The organism is Streptomonospora halophila (genome assembly GCF_039542725.1).
Taxonomy (GTDB): domain Bacteria; phylum Actinomycetota; class Actinomycetes; order Streptosporangiales; family Streptosporangiaceae; genus Streptomonospora; species Streptomonospora halophila.
The window spans coordinates 1-15,762 of the sequence record NZ_BAABIK010000057.1; the positions used below are offsets into that span (position 1 = coordinate 1).

General features: G+C 71.0%; 12 protein-coding genes. All 12 read left to right on the forward strand.

What is annotated here, in order from left to right:
- Positions 1-228: 228 nt before the first annotated feature.
- Entirely contained in the window at positions 229-1,257 is a 1,029-nt protein-coding gene (locus ABEA15_RS25035) for a LacI family DNA-binding transcriptional regulator (protein ID WP_345559490.1), read from the forward strand.
- A gap of 26 nt (positions 1,258-1,283) precedes the next feature.
- The gene (gene araB, locus ABEA15_RS25040) at positions 1,284-2,963 is read left to right on the forward strand and encodes a ribulokinase (RefSeq protein ID WP_345559492.1); all 1,680 of its coding nucleotides are present in this window, start codon (positions 1,284-1,286) and stop codon (positions 2,961-2,963) included.
- A 15-nt stretch (positions 2,964-2,978) separates the two neighbouring features.
- Positions 2,979-3,683: an L-ribulose-5-phosphate 4-epimerase gene (locus tag ABEA15_RS25045; RefSeq protein ID WP_344140459.1), complete on the forward strand. Its 705-nt coding sequence runs from the start codon at positions 2,979-2,981 to the stop codon at positions 3,681-3,683.
- A gap of 35 nt (positions 3,684-3,718) precedes the next feature.
- A complete protein-coding gene (locus ABEA15_RS25050; RefSeq protein WP_345559504.1) occupies positions 3,719-5,080 on the forward strand; it encodes an L-fucose/L-arabinose isomerase family protein in 1,362 nt (453 codons plus the stop codon).
- A 283-nt stretch (positions 5,081-5,363) separates the two neighbouring features.
- Positions 5,364-6,680, forward strand: a complete 1,317-nt coding sequence (locus ABEA15_RS25055) for an ABC transporter substrate-binding protein (RefSeq protein WP_345559494.1) — start codon at positions 5,364-5,366, stop codon at positions 6,678-6,680.
- Between the two features lie 40 nt (positions 6,681-6,720).
- On the forward strand, positions 6,721-7,680 hold the full coding sequence (locus ABEA15_RS25060; protein WP_345559496.1) for a carbohydrate ABC transporter permease: 960 nt from the start codon (positions 6,721-6,723) through the stop codon (positions 7,678-7,680).
- A complete protein-coding gene (locus ABEA15_RS25065) occupies positions 7,677-8,573 on the forward strand; it encodes a carbohydrate ABC transporter permease (RefSeq protein ID WP_345559498.1) in 897 nt (298 codons plus the stop codon). Before ABEA15_RS25060 ends, ABEA15_RS25065 begins: the two co-directional genes overlap by 4 nt.
- A gap of 177 nt (positions 8,574-8,750) precedes the next feature.
- The gene (gene arfA / locus ABEA15_RS25070; RefSeq protein ID WP_345559500.1) at positions 8,751-10,265 is read left to right on the forward strand and encodes an arabinosylfuranosidase ArfA; all 1,515 of its coding nucleotides are present in this window, start codon (positions 8,751-8,753) and stop codon (positions 10,263-10,265) included.
- Positions 10,266-10,313: 48 nt separating this feature from the next.
- Positions 10,314-11,408 carry a multiple monosaccharide ABC transporter substrate-binding protein gene (gene chvE, locus ABEA15_RS25075; RefSeq protein WP_344140448.1) on the forward strand — a complete coding sequence of 365 codons (1,095 nt, stop codon included), beginning with the start codon at positions 10,314-10,316 and terminating at the stop codon, positions 11,406-11,408.
- A gap of 13 nt (positions 11,409-11,421) precedes the next feature.
- Complete coding sequence (gene mmsA / locus ABEA15_RS25080) at positions 11,422-12,951, forward strand: multiple monosaccharide ABC transporter ATP-binding protein (protein ID WP_344140446.1); 1,530 nt, start codon at positions 11,422-11,424, stop codon at positions 12,949-12,951.
- 6 nt (positions 12,952-12,957) lie between these two features.
- A complete protein-coding gene (gene mmsB / locus ABEA15_RS25085) occupies positions 12,958-14,268 on the forward strand; it encodes a multiple monosaccharide ABC transporter permease (protein WP_345559502.1) in 1,311 nt (436 codons plus the stop codon).
- Positions 14,269-14,380: 112 nt separating this feature from the next.
- Positions 14,381-15,762 (forward strand): DNA primase (dnaG, locus tag ABEA15_RS25090; protein WP_345559506.1); only part of this gene is annotated, 1,382 nt, incomplete at its 3' end.

Genomic DNA, 15,762 nt, shown 5'->3' on the forward strand with positions numbered 1-15,762 from the left:
TGACCTGCACCGGCCCGCCGCCGGCCGGGTCCCGCGCGCCCCGGCCGCGCCGTGCGCCCCGCCGCCGCGCGTGGCCGCGGAGTCACCGCCTGTACCGGCCGTGGCCCGTATCTCCTTCCGTTGTGATCCGGATCGCGCGACCCTCTTGACGGGGGTGAATGTTAGCGCTAACAATGTTGCTCACGTCACTGAGGCGTAAAACCCGCGTTTCGAGGAGTTGGAGCACGCATGTCGGTACCCGTTGGGCGCAGCCCGGTCATGGCCGATGTCGCACGGCTGGCCGGCGTGTCCCATCAGACCGTCTCGCGCGTGCTCAACGGCCACCCCAACGTCCGCGCCGAGACCCAGGCACGGGTGCAGTCGGCGATCGAGGAGCTGGGATACCGGCGCAACTCCTCCGCGCGTGCACTCGTCACCCGCCGCACCGGCGTGATCGGCGTCGTCGCCTTCGACACCACCCACTACGGGCCCGCGCAGACGCTCTCCGGGATCGAGCACGCCGCGCGCGCCGACGGCTACTTCCTCAGCGTGGTCACCCTGCAGACCGTCACCCGCGAGGCGGTGAGCGAGGCCATGGACTACCTCGCCCAGCAGTCGGTCGAGGGCTACATCGTGATCGCGCCCAAGCGCGCGGTCGTCGAGGGACTGGCGGACCAGCCCGCCGAGCGCCCGGTGGTCGCGGTCGAGGGCGGCGAGGCGCCGGACCTGCCCGTGGTCTGCGTCGACCAGGTCGGAGGCGGCTACCTGGCGACGCGCCATCTGCTCGACCTCGGCCACCGCACCGTCCACCACATCGCCGGACCCGGCGACTGGCTGGAGGCCGAGGGCCGGATCGCCGGCTGGCGCCGTGCGCTGGAGGAGGCCGGTGCGCCGGTCCCCGATCCGCTGCACGGCGACTGGCGGCCCCGCTCCGGCTACCGCATCGGCGCGCAGCTCGCCGAGGAGCGCGAGGCCACCGCCCTCTTCGTGGCCAACGACCAGATGGCGCTGGGTGCCCTGCGTGCGCTGGGCGAGACCGGCGTGCGCGTCCCCGACGACGTCAGTGTCATCGGCTTCGACGACATCCCCGAGTCCGAGTTCTTCACCCCGCCGCTGACCACGGTGGCCCAGGACTTCAGCGAAGTGGGCCGCCGGGGCATAGGGCTGCTGATCGACCTGCTGGAGGACCCCACCGACACCGTCCCGATGACCCCGGCGCGCAGCGTGGTGCCGGCACGCCTGGTCACCCGCGTCAGTACCGCACCCGCCCCCGTGTAGCCGGCCGCGCACCTTGGAGGAACCCAGTGAACGGGAATGTTAGCGCTCACAACGGCGATGTCGTGATCGGCGTCGACTTCGGAACCCTTTCGGGGCGCGCGGTCGTCGTCAGCGTCGCCGACGGCGCCGAACTCGCCGGCGCCGTCCACGAGTTCGAGCACGGCGTCGTCTCACAGGCCCTGCCCGGATCCGACACCCCGCTCGCCCCCGACACCGCTCTGCAGGTCCCCGCGGACTACCGCGCGGTCCTGCGCCACACGGTGCCCAAGGCGCTCGCGGCGGCGGGCGTGCCCGCCGACCGCGTCGTCGGTATCGGCACCGACTTCACCGCATGCACGGTGCTTCCCACCACGGCCGACGGAACCCCGCTGTGCGAGCTGCCGGAGTTCGCCGACCGGCCGCACGCCTACCCCAAGCTCTGGAAGCACCACGCCGCCCAGCGCGAGGCCGACGACATCAACGGCCTGGCCGAGGAGCGCGGCGAGCCCTGGCTGTCGCGCTACGGCGGCAAGATCAGCTCGGAGTGGCAGTTCGCCAAGGGCCTGCAAGTGCTGCGCGAGGACCCCGAGGTCTACCGGCGCACCGAGCGCTGGATCGAGGCCGCCGACTGGATCGTGTGGGTGCTGTGCGGCTCTGAGACCCGCAACGTCTGCACCGCCGGGTACAAGGGCATCCACCAGGACGGCGCCTGGCCCGACCGCGACTACCTGGCCGCGCTCCACCCCGGATTCGCCGGCTTCGCCGAGGAGAAGCTCGCCCACCCGCTCATGCAGCTCGGCGACCGGGCGGGCGGCCTGTCCGCCGCCGCCGCGGCGCTCACCGGCCTGCCCGAGGGGATCGCAGTCTCGGTGGGCAACGTCGACGCCCACGTCACCGCCGCCGCCGCGCAGACCGTCGAGCCGGGCCGGATGCTCGCGGTCATGGGCACCAGCACCTGCCACGTGATGAACGGCGCCTCCTTCGCCGAGGTGCCGGGCATGTGCGGCGCGGTGAAGGACGGCATCGCGCCCGGGTACTGGGGCTACGAGGCCGGCCAGAGCGGCGTCGGCGACGTCTTCGCCTGGTTCGCCGAGGGCTACGCGCCCGCCGAGTACCGCCGCGAGGCCGACGAGCTGGGGATCTCCGTCCACGACCTGCTCTCGCGCAAGGCGGCCGACCAGCCCGTCGGCGCCCACGGCCTCGTGGCCCTGGACTGGCACAGCGGCAACCGCTCCGTCCTCGTCGACCACGACCTCTCCGGCGTCCTCTGCGGACTCACCCTGGCCACCCGGCCCGAGGAGGTCTACCGGGCGCTGGTGGAGTCGACCGCCTTCGGCACCCGCACCATCCTCGACGCCTTCGCGGGCTCGGGGGTGCCCGTCGAGGAGTTCACGGTCGCCGGCGGCCTCAAGCGCAACGCCTTCGTCCTGCAGATCTACGCCGACGTGCTCAACCGCCCCCTGGCCATCGCCCACTCCGACCAGGGGCCCGCTCTCGGCTCGGCGATCCACGCGGCGGTGGCGGCCGGCGCTTACCCCGACATCCGCACCGCGTCGGCGGCCATGGGCGGCGCCGCCCGCAACGCCGTCCTGCCCGACCCCGACCGCGCCGCGGCCTACGACCGGCTCTACGCCGTCTACACCGAACTGCACGACCACTTCGGCCGCGGCGGCAGCGACGCGCTGCACACGCTGCGCACCATCCGCAACGAGAGCTTGGCCGACTGACCCGTGAAGGACGCCATGACAGCACTGTCCGACCTGTCCGCGCACTCCGCCGAAGCGCTGGAGGCCGCGCGCGCCCGGGTGTGCGCGCTGCACGCCGAGCTGACCCGCTGGAACCTCGTCACCTGGACCAGCGGCAACATCTCCGAGCGCGTGCCCGGAACCGACCTCGTCGTCATCAAGCCCAGCGGCGTCACCTACGAGGACCTGACGCCCGACTCGATGGTCGTCTGCGACCTGCGGGGCGAGCGGCTCGACGGCCGGCACGCCCCCTCCAGCGACACCGACGCCCACGCCTACGTCTACCGGCACATGCCCGAGGTCAATGCGGTGGTGCACACGCACAGCACCTACGCCACGGCCTGGGCCGCGCGCAGCGAACCCATCCCGTGCGCCATCACGGCCATGGCCGACGAGTTCGGCGACGACATCCCGGTCGGCCCGTTCGCCCTGATCGGCGGCGACGACATCGGCCGCGGCATCGTGGCCACCCTCGACGGCCACCGCTCGCCCGCCGTGCTGATGGCCAAGCACGGTGTCTTCACCGTCGGCAAGGACGCCAAGGCCGCCGTCAAGGCCGCCGTGATGTGCGAGGACGTCGCCCGCACCGTGCACCTGGCCCGCGAGCACGGCCCGGTCGAGCGGCTGCCGCAGGAGCACATCGACGCCCTCTACGACCGCTATCAGAACGTCTACGGCCAGAGAGAAGGTTCGGACACGTGAGCGAGCGCCTTCCCACCATCGGGATCCTCGGCATCATGCAGCCCCTCTACGACGACATGATCCCGGGTATCACCGACCGGCAGGCCGGCTACGCGCGGCGGATCGCCGACAGCCTCGCCGACATCGCCGACTGCGTCGTCTCCGACCCCGTGCGCGGGCGCGCCGACGCCGAGCGGGAGATGCGGGCCTTCGAGAACGACGACCTCGACGGCGTGCTGGTCGTCATGCTCACCTACGGCCCCTCCCTGCGTGTGACGCGCGTGCTGAGCGAGGCCCGGGTGCCGCTGTGCCTGGCCAACATCCAGCCCGACCCGGTGGTCACGCCGGAGTGGGACATGGCCGACATGACCTACAACCAGGGCATCCACGGCGCGCAGGACACCGCCAACGCCATGGTGCGGGCCGGCCGGGCCTTCGACGTCATCACCGAGGAGTGGCCCAGCGACGCGTTCCGCGAGCGCGTGGGCCGCTGGGCGCGCGCCGCCCGCGCGGTCACCGCCTGGAAGCGGCTCAAGGTGGGCGTCTTCGGCTACGCCATGAACGGCATGGGCGACGCCCGTGTCGACGAGACCGCCTGGATGCGCAAGCTCGGCCCCGAGATCGAGGTCATCGCTCCCGGTGCGCTGCACCGCACCATGGCCGAGCTGCCCTCGTCGGCCGTCGACGCGCTCATGGCCGAGGAGGACGAGCGCTTCGCCGTCGACGAGCGGCTGTCCAAGGAGGAGCGCGAGGACCACGCCCGCATGCAGCTGGGCATCGAGCGGCTGCTCGTCGAGCACGGGTGCGGCGCCTACTCCACGCACTTCGACGCCATCGGCGAGGACGGCAGGTTCGCCCGGCTGCCCATGGCATCGGCGTCCAGCCTCATGGCCGGCGGATACGGTTTCGCCGGCGAGGGCGACGCGCTGGCGGCGTCCATCGTCTACGCCGGCCACCAGCTCGCCGGCGACGGCCACTTCACCGAGATGTACGCGATGGACTTCCCCTCCGACTCCATCCTGATGAGCCACATGGGCGAGGGGAACTGGAAGGTCGCCCGCGACGACGAGCCGGTGCGGCTCATCAAGCGCCCGCTGGGCATCGGCGGGCTGGACGACCCGCCCACCCTGCTCTTCCGCATCCAACCCGGCCCCGCCACCCTCGCCTCCCTGGTGGCGCTCGGCGGCGAGCGCTTCCGGCTGGTGGTCGCCGAGGGCGAGGTCCTGGACTCCCAGGTGCTCCCGGCGCTGGAGATGCCCTACGGCCAGTTCCGCCCCTCCTCGGGCGTGCGCGGCTGCATGGACGGCTGGCTGCGCGCCGGAGGCACCCACCACATGGTCATGAACCTGGGACGCACCGCCGACGACTGGAAGGTGTTCTGCGACCTGGCCGGCATCGAGTTCGTCCAGGTCTCATAAGCGGATGCGGCCGCAGACCCGTCCCCTGCGGCCGCCTCCGGCCCCGCCGGGCGACCGCCGGTGGGGCGGCACCTGCACCCGCATCCGCCGACAGCACGTACACCACCCGACACCCACGGCACACGCACACAGCACCCGCACCCAGCGCGCGGACCTTCGCGCGAAGACCGGCCGAGGCGCCCCATTCGCCTCCGGCCAGTCCACGGGGGCGCCGCCGGCGCCCCGCATCCAGCGGCCTTTCGGGGGGCGGCCGCACCAGCGCAGCGAGAGCAGAGGAGTCGCCATGCGCAGACGAGACACCACCGGCCCCCGGTCGGCCCCCGCCCTGGGACGGCGGGTGTTCCTGGCGGGCGGCCTGGCCGCGGCCGGGACGGCCCTGGCCGGCTGCGGCCCTGCTGACACCGTTCTCACCGGTAAGCAGCGGCTGCGCCAGTGGAACCTGTTCACCGGCGGCGACGGCGCCCGAATGGTCGAGATGCACACCGCCTACCGCAAGCAGCACCCCGGGATCGACTTCCAGCCCTCCACGTTCCAGTGGGGCAATCCCTACTACACCAAGTTCGCGATGGGCGCCGCCGGCGGGCGCGCCTTCGACATCGCCACCCTGCACGTCTCCCGCCTGCGAGGCCTGGGGGTCGGCACCCTCATCTCCCCGGTGCCCACGGACCTGCTCGCCGAGCACGGCATCACCCGCAACACCGTCTTCCCCAACATCTGGGACAAGTGCACGATCGACGGCGAACTATACGCCGTTCCTCTGGACACCCACCTGGTCGTGACCTACTACAACCGGCCCGTCTGCGAACAGGCCGGCGTCCTGGACTCCGACGGTCAGCTCGTCGAGATCCGCGACGAGAACCACTTCTTCGACGTGTGCGCCGCCGTTAAGGAGGTCACCGGCCAGTACGGCGTCGTGACGGACACGACGCACGCATGGCGCCCGTTCTGGTCGCTTTACCGCCAGCTCGGCGGGGAGATGACCTTGGACGGCGAGTTGGGCATCGACGACGACAAGGCGCTGCGTGCCCTTGACTTCCTGCGCCGCCTCTCTGAGGAGGGCCTGGCGCCCAAGGCGTCCGACGGGGCGGCCACCCCCGCCAACTTCCAGAACGGGATCGCCGGACTCATGCTCTCCGGCAACTGGGAGCTGCCCACACTCAAGGACGCCGGGATGGACTTCGGCATGCGCCCCTTCCCCGGCGTCTACGGCGAGGAACTGGGGCAGGGCGATTCCCACTGCTTCGTCCTGCCCGTGCGCCGCGAACCCGACGACGACGCCGTCGCCGCCGCGGTGGAGTACGCGGCCTGGATGCTCAAGCACAGCATCACCTGGGCCGGCGGCGGTCACATCCCCGCCTACATGCCGACCACCGAAAGCCAGGAGTACGCCGACCTGCAGCCGCAGTCGGACTACCGGCACGCCGCCGAGGACGTGCAGTTCGACCCGCAGGCGTGGTTCAGCGGATCGGCGGCCCAGTTGCAAGCGGACGCCGGCGCGATCTTCACCGGCGTGCACACCGGCGCGGTGACACCCGAGGCCGCTCTCGACCGCTTCAAACGCACAGCCCAGGACCTCATCGACACACCTTCTCCCGTGTAAGCCGTGTCCACCCCCCATCTCCCGTTCGCCGGAGCGTGAAATGACACAGCACGCCAGCACCGGGGAGACGCCGGCCGTCGCACCGGCGCCCCGGTCCTCATCGCCCCGTCCCGCACGCGGAACCGCACGGCGGTCCGCGGCCGGGATCTGGTTCGTCCTGCCCTTCACCGTCCTGTTCGCCGCCTTCCTGGTCTGGCCGCTGATCGCCGGACTGTGGGCCAGCTTCACCGACCGCAGCCTCGCCAAGGAGGAATCCTCCTTCGTCGGGTTGGCCAACTGGATCGAGATGTTCGGCGATCCCGCGGTGTGGCAGTCGCTGTGGGTGACGCTGCTGTTCACCGTGTTCACCACGCCGCCGCTTGTGGCGATCGCGCTGGCGATGGCGCTGCTCACCCACCGCGCCACCGCCCGCATCGGCTGGTTCCTGCGGTTCTCCTACTTCGCGCCGTTCCTGATGCCCGTGGCCGTTGTGGCGCTGATCTGGGAGTGGATGTACCAGCCCGGCTTCGGCATGATCAACGGCCTGCTGGAAACGGTGGCGATCCCCGGGGTCTCCTGGCTCACCGACGAGAGCACCGTGCTGCTCGCCATCGCCGCCACGACCGTGTGGTGGACCGTGGGGTTCAACTACCTGCTCTACCTGGCGGCACTGCAGGGCATTCCCCGCTACGTCTACGAGGCCGCCGCCCTCGACGGCGCCGGCGCCTGGCGGCGGTTCACCTCCATCACCCTGCCCCTGCTGCGCCGCACCACCGCGCTGATCGTGCTGCTGCAGATGGTCGCCTCGCTGAAGCTGTTCGACCAGGCCTACCTGATGACCAACGGGTCGGGCGGCCCCAACTACGCGGCCCGGCCCATCATCAGCTACGTCTTCGAGACCGGGTTCACCGGGCTGCGTATCGGCTACGCCTCGGCGATCTCCTACTTGTTCTTCGCCGTGATCATCCTCGTCTCCGTCCTGCAGCTCCGCCTGTTCTCCCGGAAGGAGGACGCGGCATGACCACCGCAACCCTCACCGCCGCCGAGCGGCCCGGCACCCCGGCCGGCCCCGCCTCGCCGCAGCCCCGCCGCCGCTTCAAGGTCACCCCCGGCGGCACCGCGATCGCCGTGCTGGCGCTGTTCCTCGCCGTGGTCTGGCTCATGCCACTGGTCTGGGCGGTGCTGACCTCCCTCAAGCCCGAGCCGGAAACCACGGCCGTGCCGGTGCGCTGGCTGCCGCTTGAGCCCACCTTCGAGGCTTACCGCACGGTCATCGCGCAGGGCGAGCTGATGCGGTGGCTGATGAACAGCGTGATCGTCTCCGTCCTGGTCACCGCTCTGACCCTGGTCACCTGCGTGATGGCCGCCTACGCCTTCTCCAAGACCGAGTTCTGGGGGCGCACGTGGCTGTTCGCGCTGTTCGTCGCCGGCATCCTGGTTCCGCCGCAGGCGCTGATCGTGCCGCTGTTCGACGAGATGACCTTCCTCGGCCTGGTCGACACCTACTGGGGCGTCGCGCTGCCCCAGGTCGTCGCCCCGGTCATGATCTTCATCCTCAAGCGGTTCTTCGACGCGATCCCGCGCGACTACGAGGAGGCCGCGAGGATCGACGGCGCCGGGCACCTGCGGGTGCTGTGGAACGTGGTGCTGCCCATGTCTGTGCCCATCCTCGCCGCCGTGGGGATCTTCACCTTCGTGCAGGCCTGGAACAACTTCCTGTGGCCCTTCGTGGCGACCACCGACCCGGCGCTGATGACCGTGCCGGTCGGCCTGGGCACCGTCCAGAGCGCCTACGGGATCCTCTACGCCCAGCAGATGGCCGCCTCGGTCCTGGGCGCCCTCCCGCTGATCGTCGTCTTCATGCTCTTCCAGCGCCAGGTCGTGCGCGGCGTCACCGATGCGGGGCTGAAGTGACCGGCAGGGTGCGCCGGAGCCCCGGCGCCCGGACCCGGCCCGCGCCCTGACGCCCCTTTCCGCCCCGTTGCGGGACCGGCGCCCGCCGGCCCCGCGACGGGGGGACCCGAAAGCCCCGAACCGCCGCCCGCGAACCGCAACCGACACAGCAACCCGGACCCAGGGGGAGAACCGCCAATGCTGCACGCGTCGATGACCATCGACCCCGCCTTCCGCGTCGCGCCCGTGCACCGCCGCACCTTCGGCTCGTTCGTCGAGCACATGGGCCGCTGCGTCTACACCGGGATCTATGAGCCCGACCACCCCTCCGCCGACGCCGACGGCTTCCGCGCCGACGTGGCCGAGCTCGTCCGTGAGCTGGGCGTCACCACCGTGCGCTACCCCGGCGGCAACTTCGTCTCGGGCTACCGCTGGGAGGACGGCGTCGGCCCCAAGGATCAGCGGCCGGTGCGGCGCGAGCTGGCCTGGCACTCCACCGAGACCAACCAGTTCGGCCTGGACGAGTTCGCGGCCTGGACCCGCCGGCTGGGCATCGAGCCGATGATGGCCGTCAACCTGGGCACCCGCGGCCTGCAGGAGGCCGTCGACCTGCTGGAGTACGCCAACCACCCCGGCGGTACCGCACTGTCGGACCGGCGCGCCGCCAACGGCAGCCCCCAGCCGCACGGCATCCGCATGTGGTGCCTGGGCAACGAGATGGACGGCCCCTGGCAGATCGGCCACAAGACCGCCCACGAGTACGGCCGGCTGGCGGCGGAGGTCGCCCGCGCCATGCGGATGAGCGACCCCGACCTGGAGCTGGTGGCCTGCGGCTCCTCCGGGTCGACCATGCCCACCTTCGGGGCCTGGGAGGCCGAGGTGCTGGAGCAGGCCTACGACTACGTCGACTACATCTCGCTGCACGCCTACTACGAGGAGCACGACGGCGACCTGGCGAGCTTCCTGGCCTCCAGCACCGACATGGACCACTTCATCGAGTCCGTGGTCGCCACCGCCGACGCCGTGCGGGCCAAGCTGGGCGCCAAGAAGCGGATCCAGCTCTCCTTCGACGAGTGGAACGTGTGGTACCAGAGCCACCACCACGCCAAGGACCCGGGCACGGAGTGGCCGGTGGCCCCCCGCGTCATCGAGGACCGCTACCACCTCGCCGACGCCGTGGTCTTCGGCAGCCTGCTCATCTCGCTGCTGCGCCACAGCGACCGCGTCACCGCGGCGAGCCTCGCCCAGCTCGTCAACGTCATCGCGCCGATCATGACCGAGCCCGGCGGGCCCGCCTGGCGCCAGACCACGTTCCACCCCTTCGCGCTGACCGCCGCCAACGCGGCGGGCACCGTGCTCCGGGTGGAGCCGCAGAGCCCGGTGCGCGAGACCGCCCGCTACGGCGAGGTCCCGCTCGTCGACGCGGTCGCCACCCACGACCCCGACAACGGCGAGGCCGCCGTCTTCCTGGTCAACCGCGCCACGGACGAGCACGTCTCCGTCGACGTGGACCTGCGGGGCCTGGAGGCCGACCGCATCGCCTCGTGCCTGACGCTGCACGACGACGACGTCTACGCGGCCAACACCCGCGAGCGGCCCGACCGCGTCGTGCCGCGCGAGAACAAAGACGTCCGACTGGAGGACGGCCGCCTCGGCGTCGTCCTTCCGCCGGTCTCGTGGACGGTCCTCAAGCTCGCCCTCCCGCGCGCCTGAGCACCGCCCGCACCAAACCCGCCAAACCCCCATCATGAGGAGCACACGATGAAGCGGACCCCCTCCGCCATCCTGTCCGCGGCCCTGGCCGCGGTCATGGCGCTTGTGCTGACCGCCTGCGGCGGCGTCGGAGACGCCGCCCAGCAGTCAGGAGAGAACGGCACCGTCGGGATCGCGATGCCGACCAAGTCGTCCGACCGCTGGGTCGCCGACGGCAAGAACATGGTCCGGCTGTTCGAGGAAGCCGGCTACGGCACCGACCTGCAGTACGCCGAGGACGTGGTCGAGGACCAGGTCGCCCAGATCGAGAACATGATCACCCGCGGCGTGGACGCCCTGGTCATCGCCGCCATCGACGGTGAGGCGCTCACCGACGTGCTGCAGATGGCCGCCGACAACGACATCCCGGTCATCGCCTACGACCGCCTGATCAACGGCAGCGAGCACGTCGACTACTACGCGACCTTCGACAACTTCCAGGTGGGTGTGCTGCAGGCCTCCTACATCGAGGAGTCCCTCGACCTGAAGAACGAGAAGGGCCCCTTCAACATCGAGCTGTTCGGCGGTTCGCCCGACGACAACAACGCCTACTTCTTCTACGACGGCGCCATGTCGGTGCTCCAGCCCTACATCGACGAGGGGAAGCTGGAGGTCCGCAGCGGCCAGACCGAGATGGACCAGATCGCCACCATGCGCTGGAGCGGGGCCAAGGCCCAGTCGCGCATGGACAACCTGCTCAGCTCGCACTACTCCAAGGAGCAGCTCGACGCGGTCCTCTCGCCCTACGACGGCATCAGCATCGGCGTCATCTCCTCGCTGAAGGCCGTGGGCTACGGCAGCGAGGACCGGCCCCTGCCGGTGATCACCGGCCAGGACGCCGAGCTGGCCTCGGTCAAGTCGATCATCGCCGGCGAGCAGACCCAGACCGTCTTCAAGGACACCCGCAAGCTCGCCGAGGTGGCCGTCAACATGACCGACGCGGTCCTCAAGGGCGAGAAGCCCGAGGTCAACGACACCGAGAGCTACGACAACGGCAAGAAGGTCGTGCCCGCCCACCTGCTGGAGCCCGTCTCGGTCGACGAGGACAACTACGAGGAGGCCCTCATCGACAGCGGCTACTACGAAAAGTCGGAGCTCTCGTGAGGCGGTGCCCGAAATGAGCATCCTGCTGCGGATGCGCGGCATCACCAAGGAGTTCCCCGGTGTCGTCGCGCTGGACAACGTGGAGCTGGCGGTCGAGGAAGGCGAGATCCACGCCCTCATGGGCGAGAACGGCGCCGGCAAGTCGACCCTGATGAAGGTGCTCAGCGGCGTCTACCCGCACGGCGACTACTCCGGCGAGATCCTGCTGGACGGCCAGGAGTGCTCGTTCAACGGCATCAGCGACAGCGAGAAGGCCGGGATCGCCATCATCCACCAGGAGTTGGCGCTGGTCCCGCAGCTGTCGGTGGCCGAGAACATCTACCTCGGCAACGAGCGCACGCGCGGCCCCGGTTTCATCGACTGGGGCCGCACGGCCTCGATGGCGCGCGATGTGCTGCGGCGCGTGGGCCTGGACGAGGACCCCACGGCGCCGGTCTCGGCGCTGAGCGTGGGCCGCCAGCAGCTCGTCGAGATCGCCAAGGCGCTGTCCAAGCGGGTGCGGCTGCTCATCCTGGACGAGCCGACCTCGGCGCTGAACGAGGCCGAGAGCGACAACCTGCTCAGGCTCCTGCTGGAGCTCAAGGAGCAGGGGATCACCTCGATCCTCATCTCCCACAAGCTCGGCGAGGTCACCCGGGTCGCCGACTCGGTGACCGTGCTGCGCGACGGGAAGGCGATCGAGACGCTCTCGACCTCCTCGGGAAGCGTGGACGAGGACCGGATCATCCGCGGGATGGTCGGCCGGGACCTGGACGAGCGCTACCCGGAACGCACCGCCGACATCGGCGAGGTGCGCTTCGAGGTGCGCGACTGGACCGTCGACCACCCCACCCAGATGGGCAGGCGGGTGGTCGACGGCGCCGGGCTGGACATCCGGCGCGGCGAGATCGTGGGCCTGGCCGGGCTGATGGGCGCCGGCCGCACCGAGCTGGCGATGAGCGTGTTCGGGCGGTCCTACGGGCGCTACGTGGAGGGCACCGTCCACAAGGACGGCAGGCCCGTGCACCTGCGCGACGTCGGCGACGCCATCGCCGCGGGGATCGCCTACGTGCCCGAGGACCGCAAGGAGCTCGGGCTGATCCTGGACGACGACATCCGGCGCAACCTGACCCTGGCCGGGCTGCACCGCGTCAGCCGGCGCACGGTGATCGACCCCGCCCGCGAAGCCGTCGCGGCCGAGGAGATGCGAACCGGCATGCGGGTCAAGAGCAACGGCGTCTTCCAGACCACCGGCGACCTCAGCGGCGGCAACCAGCAGAAGGTCGTGCTGGGCAAGTGGATGTTCGCCGAGCCCGACCTGCTGATCCTGGACGAGCCCACCCGCGGCATCGACGTCGGCGCCAAGTACGAGATCTACGTGATCGTGCAGCGCCTGGCCGCCCAGGGCGCGTGCGTGCTGCTCATCTCCTCGGAGCTGCCCGAGCTGCTGGGCATGTGCGACCGCGTCTACGCCATGTGCGAGGGGCGGATCACCGGGGAGGTGCCGCGCGAGAAGGCCGACCAGGAGACCCTGATGAAGCTGATGACCACGACGAAGGCGTGACTGGCCATGCAACCAACACCACTCCTGCGCACACTGCGCGACCTGGTGCGCAACAACGCGCGGCAGTACGGCATGGTGATCGCGCTGGCGGTCATCGTCCTGCTGTTCCAGATCCTCACCGGCGGCCTGCTCCTGCGGCCGCTGAACATCACCAACGTGATCATGCAGAACTCCTACGTGCTGATCCTGGCCGTGGGGATGATGCTGGTCATCATCACCGGGCACATCGACCTGTCGGTGGGTTCGGTGGTGGCGTTCACCGGCGCGGTCTCGACCGTGCTCATGACCAGCTGGGGGCTGCCGCCGCTGGTCGTCGTGCCGCTCGCGCTGGCCACGGGCGGCCTGATCGGCGCCTGGCAGGGGTTCTGGATCGCCTACGTGCGCATCCCGGCGTTCATCGTCACCCTCGCCGGGATGCTCATCTTCCGCGGCGCCACCCTGATCGTGCTGGGCGGGCGCTCGATCGGCCCGCTGCCGCAGTCGGTGCGCATGTGGGCCAGCGGGTTCATCCCCGGGTTCACCGAGGGGCCGCACCTGCTGACGCTCGCGCTGGGCGCCGCAGGCTCGGTCGCCCTCGTCTGGATCCAGTGGCGCGTGCGCGCACGCAACCTGGAGTACGGCCTGCCCGCCCCCTCGGCGGCGCTGACCACCGCCAAGGCGGCGGCGACCGTGCTCGTGGTGATGCTGTTCTCCTACGCCCTGGCCGACTACAACGGGATTCCGATCGTGGGCCTGCTGCTGCTCGTCCTCATCGTGGGCTACTCCTTCCTGATGAAGTCGACCACCGCCGGCCGGCGCATCTACGCCGTGGGCGGCAGTGAGAAGGCCGCCCGCCTCTCCGGCGTCAAGACCAAGCGCACCACCTTCTGGGTGTTCGTCAACATGGGCGTGCTCTCGGCGCTGGCGGGCCTGGTCTTCACCGCGCGGCTCAACGCCGCCACCCCCGGCGCGGGCGAGATGTTCGAGCTGGACGCGATCGCGGCCGCGTTCATCGGCGGGGCCTCGGCCTCCGGCGGTGTGGGCACCGTGATCGGCGCCGTGGTCGGTGCGCTGGTCATGGGCGTGATGAACAACGGCATGTCCATCATCGGGCTGGGCGTGGACTGGCAGCAGGCCATCAAGGGCCTGGTGCTGCTCGCCGCCGTGGCCTTCGACATCTACAACAAGCAGCGCGTCGGTTACGGGCGCGCCGGCGGCACCGCCGGCAGGAAGGGCTCGGGATCGGGGCCGCTGCCACCCGAACAGGCCGAGGACTCCGCTGCCTGGAAGCAGCAGGAGGGCTCGGCCGAGGCGACGGCTCCGGCACCGCCGCGGTGAGCCGCGGGCGCGCGGCGCGGATCGCCGTGCCGCGCGCCCCGGCCCCCGCGGCTCGTCCACAGCCCGGCGTCCGGGGTCGGAGGCGTCGGTGCCACGAACTACGCTGGGGACCGTGGCCGGCAGGATCAGAGATGAAGACGTCGCACTCGTGCGCGAGCGCACGCCCATCGCCGACGTGGTGGGGGAGTACCTGCAGCTGCGCAACGCGGGCGGCGGCTCGCTGAAGGGCCTGTGCCCCTTCCACGACGAGAAGTCGCCGTCGTTCAACGTCACCCCCGCGCGCGGTCTCTACTACTGCTTCGGCTGCGGCGAGGGCGGCGACGTCATCCGCTTCATCCAGCAGATCGAGAGCCTCAGCTTCGTCGAGGCCGTGGAGTCGCTGGCCCAGCAGAGCGGCATCCGGCTCCGCTACGAGCAGGGCGGATACACCTCCCGCAGCAACGACCAGGGCCAGCGCCAGCGGCTCATCGAGGCCCACCGCGAGGCCCAGCGCTTCTACGCCGACCAGTTGCTCGCCCCCGCCGCCCAGGAGGGCCGCCGCTTCCTCAGCGAGCGCGGGTTCGGCCGGGCCGACGCCGAGTACTTCGGTGTGGGCTACGCCCCCGGCGGCTGGGAGTCGCTCACCACGCACCTGCGCGACCAGGGCTTCACCGACCAGGAGATCATCACCGCGGGGCTGGCCGGGCAGGGCCGCCGCGGCGCCTACGACAAGTTCCGCAACCGGCTGGTGTGGCCGGTGCGCGAGGTCGCCGGCGAGATCGTGGGCTTCGGCGCCCGCAAGCTCGACCCCGGCGACGACGGCCCCAAGTACCTCAACACCCCCGAGACCCCGATCTTCAAGAAGGGCCACCTGCTCTACGGCCTCGACCTCGCCAAGCGCGAGATCTCGCGCGATCGCAAGGCCGTCATCGTCGAGGGCTACACCGACGTCATGGCCTGCCATCTGGCCGGGGTCACCACCGCCGTGGCCACCTGCGGCACCTCCTTCGGCGAGGACCACCTCAAGGTGCTGCGCCGCATGCTGCTGGGCCGCTCCAACCAGGGTGGCGAGGTCGTGTTCACCTTCGACGGCGACGCCGCCGGCCGCAAGGCGGCGGTGCGCGCCTTCGCCGAGGAGCACGGGTTCGCCTCCGAGACCTTCGTGGCCGTCCAGCCCGATGGACTCGACCCCTGCGACCTGCGCCAGCGCCAGGGCGACGCCGCGGTGCGCGACCTCGTCGCCGACCGCAAGCCGCTGTACGAGTTCATGATCCGCACGGTCATCGAGCAGTACGACCTCGACACCGCCGAAGGGCGCATGGCCGGCCTCGACGCCGCCGCCGAGATCGTGGCCAGCATCCGCCACGAGGGCGTGCGCAAGCTCTACGGCGTCAACCTGGACCACTGGCTGGGCATCATGGACGAGTCGTTCGTGCAGCGGCGGGTGGACCAGCACGTGGCGGCGCGCCGCGGCCGCGCGGGCGGCGGGTCGGCGCGGCGGCCCGCGCCCCAGGC

Bases quoted from the DNA above. Each gene is read 5' to 3' on its own strand.
- ABEA15_RS25045 (WP_344140459.1), top strand. From the start codon at position 2,979: ATGACAGCACTGTCCGACCTGTCCGCGCACTCCGCCGAAGCGCTGGAG.
- ABEA15_RS25060 (WP_345559496.1), top strand. From the start codon at position 6,721: ATGACACAGCACGCCAGCACCGGGGAGACGCCGGCCGTCGCACCGGCG.
- arfA (WP_345559500.1), top strand. From the start codon at position 8,751: ATGCTGCACGCGTCGATGACCATCGACCCCGCCTTCCGCGTCGCGCCC.
- ABEA15_RS25050 (WP_345559504.1), top strand. From the start codon at position 3,719: ATGCAGCCCCTCTACGACGACATGATCCCGGGTATCACCGACCGGCAG.
- mmsA (WP_344140446.1), top strand. From the start codon at position 11,422: ATGAGCATCCTGCTGCGGATGCGCGGCATCACCAAGGAGTTCCCCGGT.
- ABEA15_RS25035 (WP_345559490.1), top strand. From the start codon at position 229: ATGTCGGTACCCGTTGGGCGCAGCCCGGTCATGGCCGATGTCGCACGG.
- chvE (WP_344140448.1), top strand. From the start codon at position 10,314: ATGAAGCGGACCCCCTCCGCCATCCTGTCCGCGGCCCTGGCCGCGGTC.
- ABEA15_RS25065 (WP_345559498.1), top strand. From the start codon at position 7,677: ATGACCACCGCAACCCTCACCGCCGCCGAGCGGCCCGGCACCCCGGCC.
- mmsB (WP_345559502.1), top strand. From the start codon at position 12,958: ATGCAACCAACACCACTCCTGCGCACACTGCGCGACCTGGTGCGCAAC.
- ABEA15_RS25055 (WP_345559494.1), top strand. From the start codon at position 5,364: ATGCGCAGACGAGACACCACCGGCCCCCGGTCGGCCCCCGCCCTGGGA.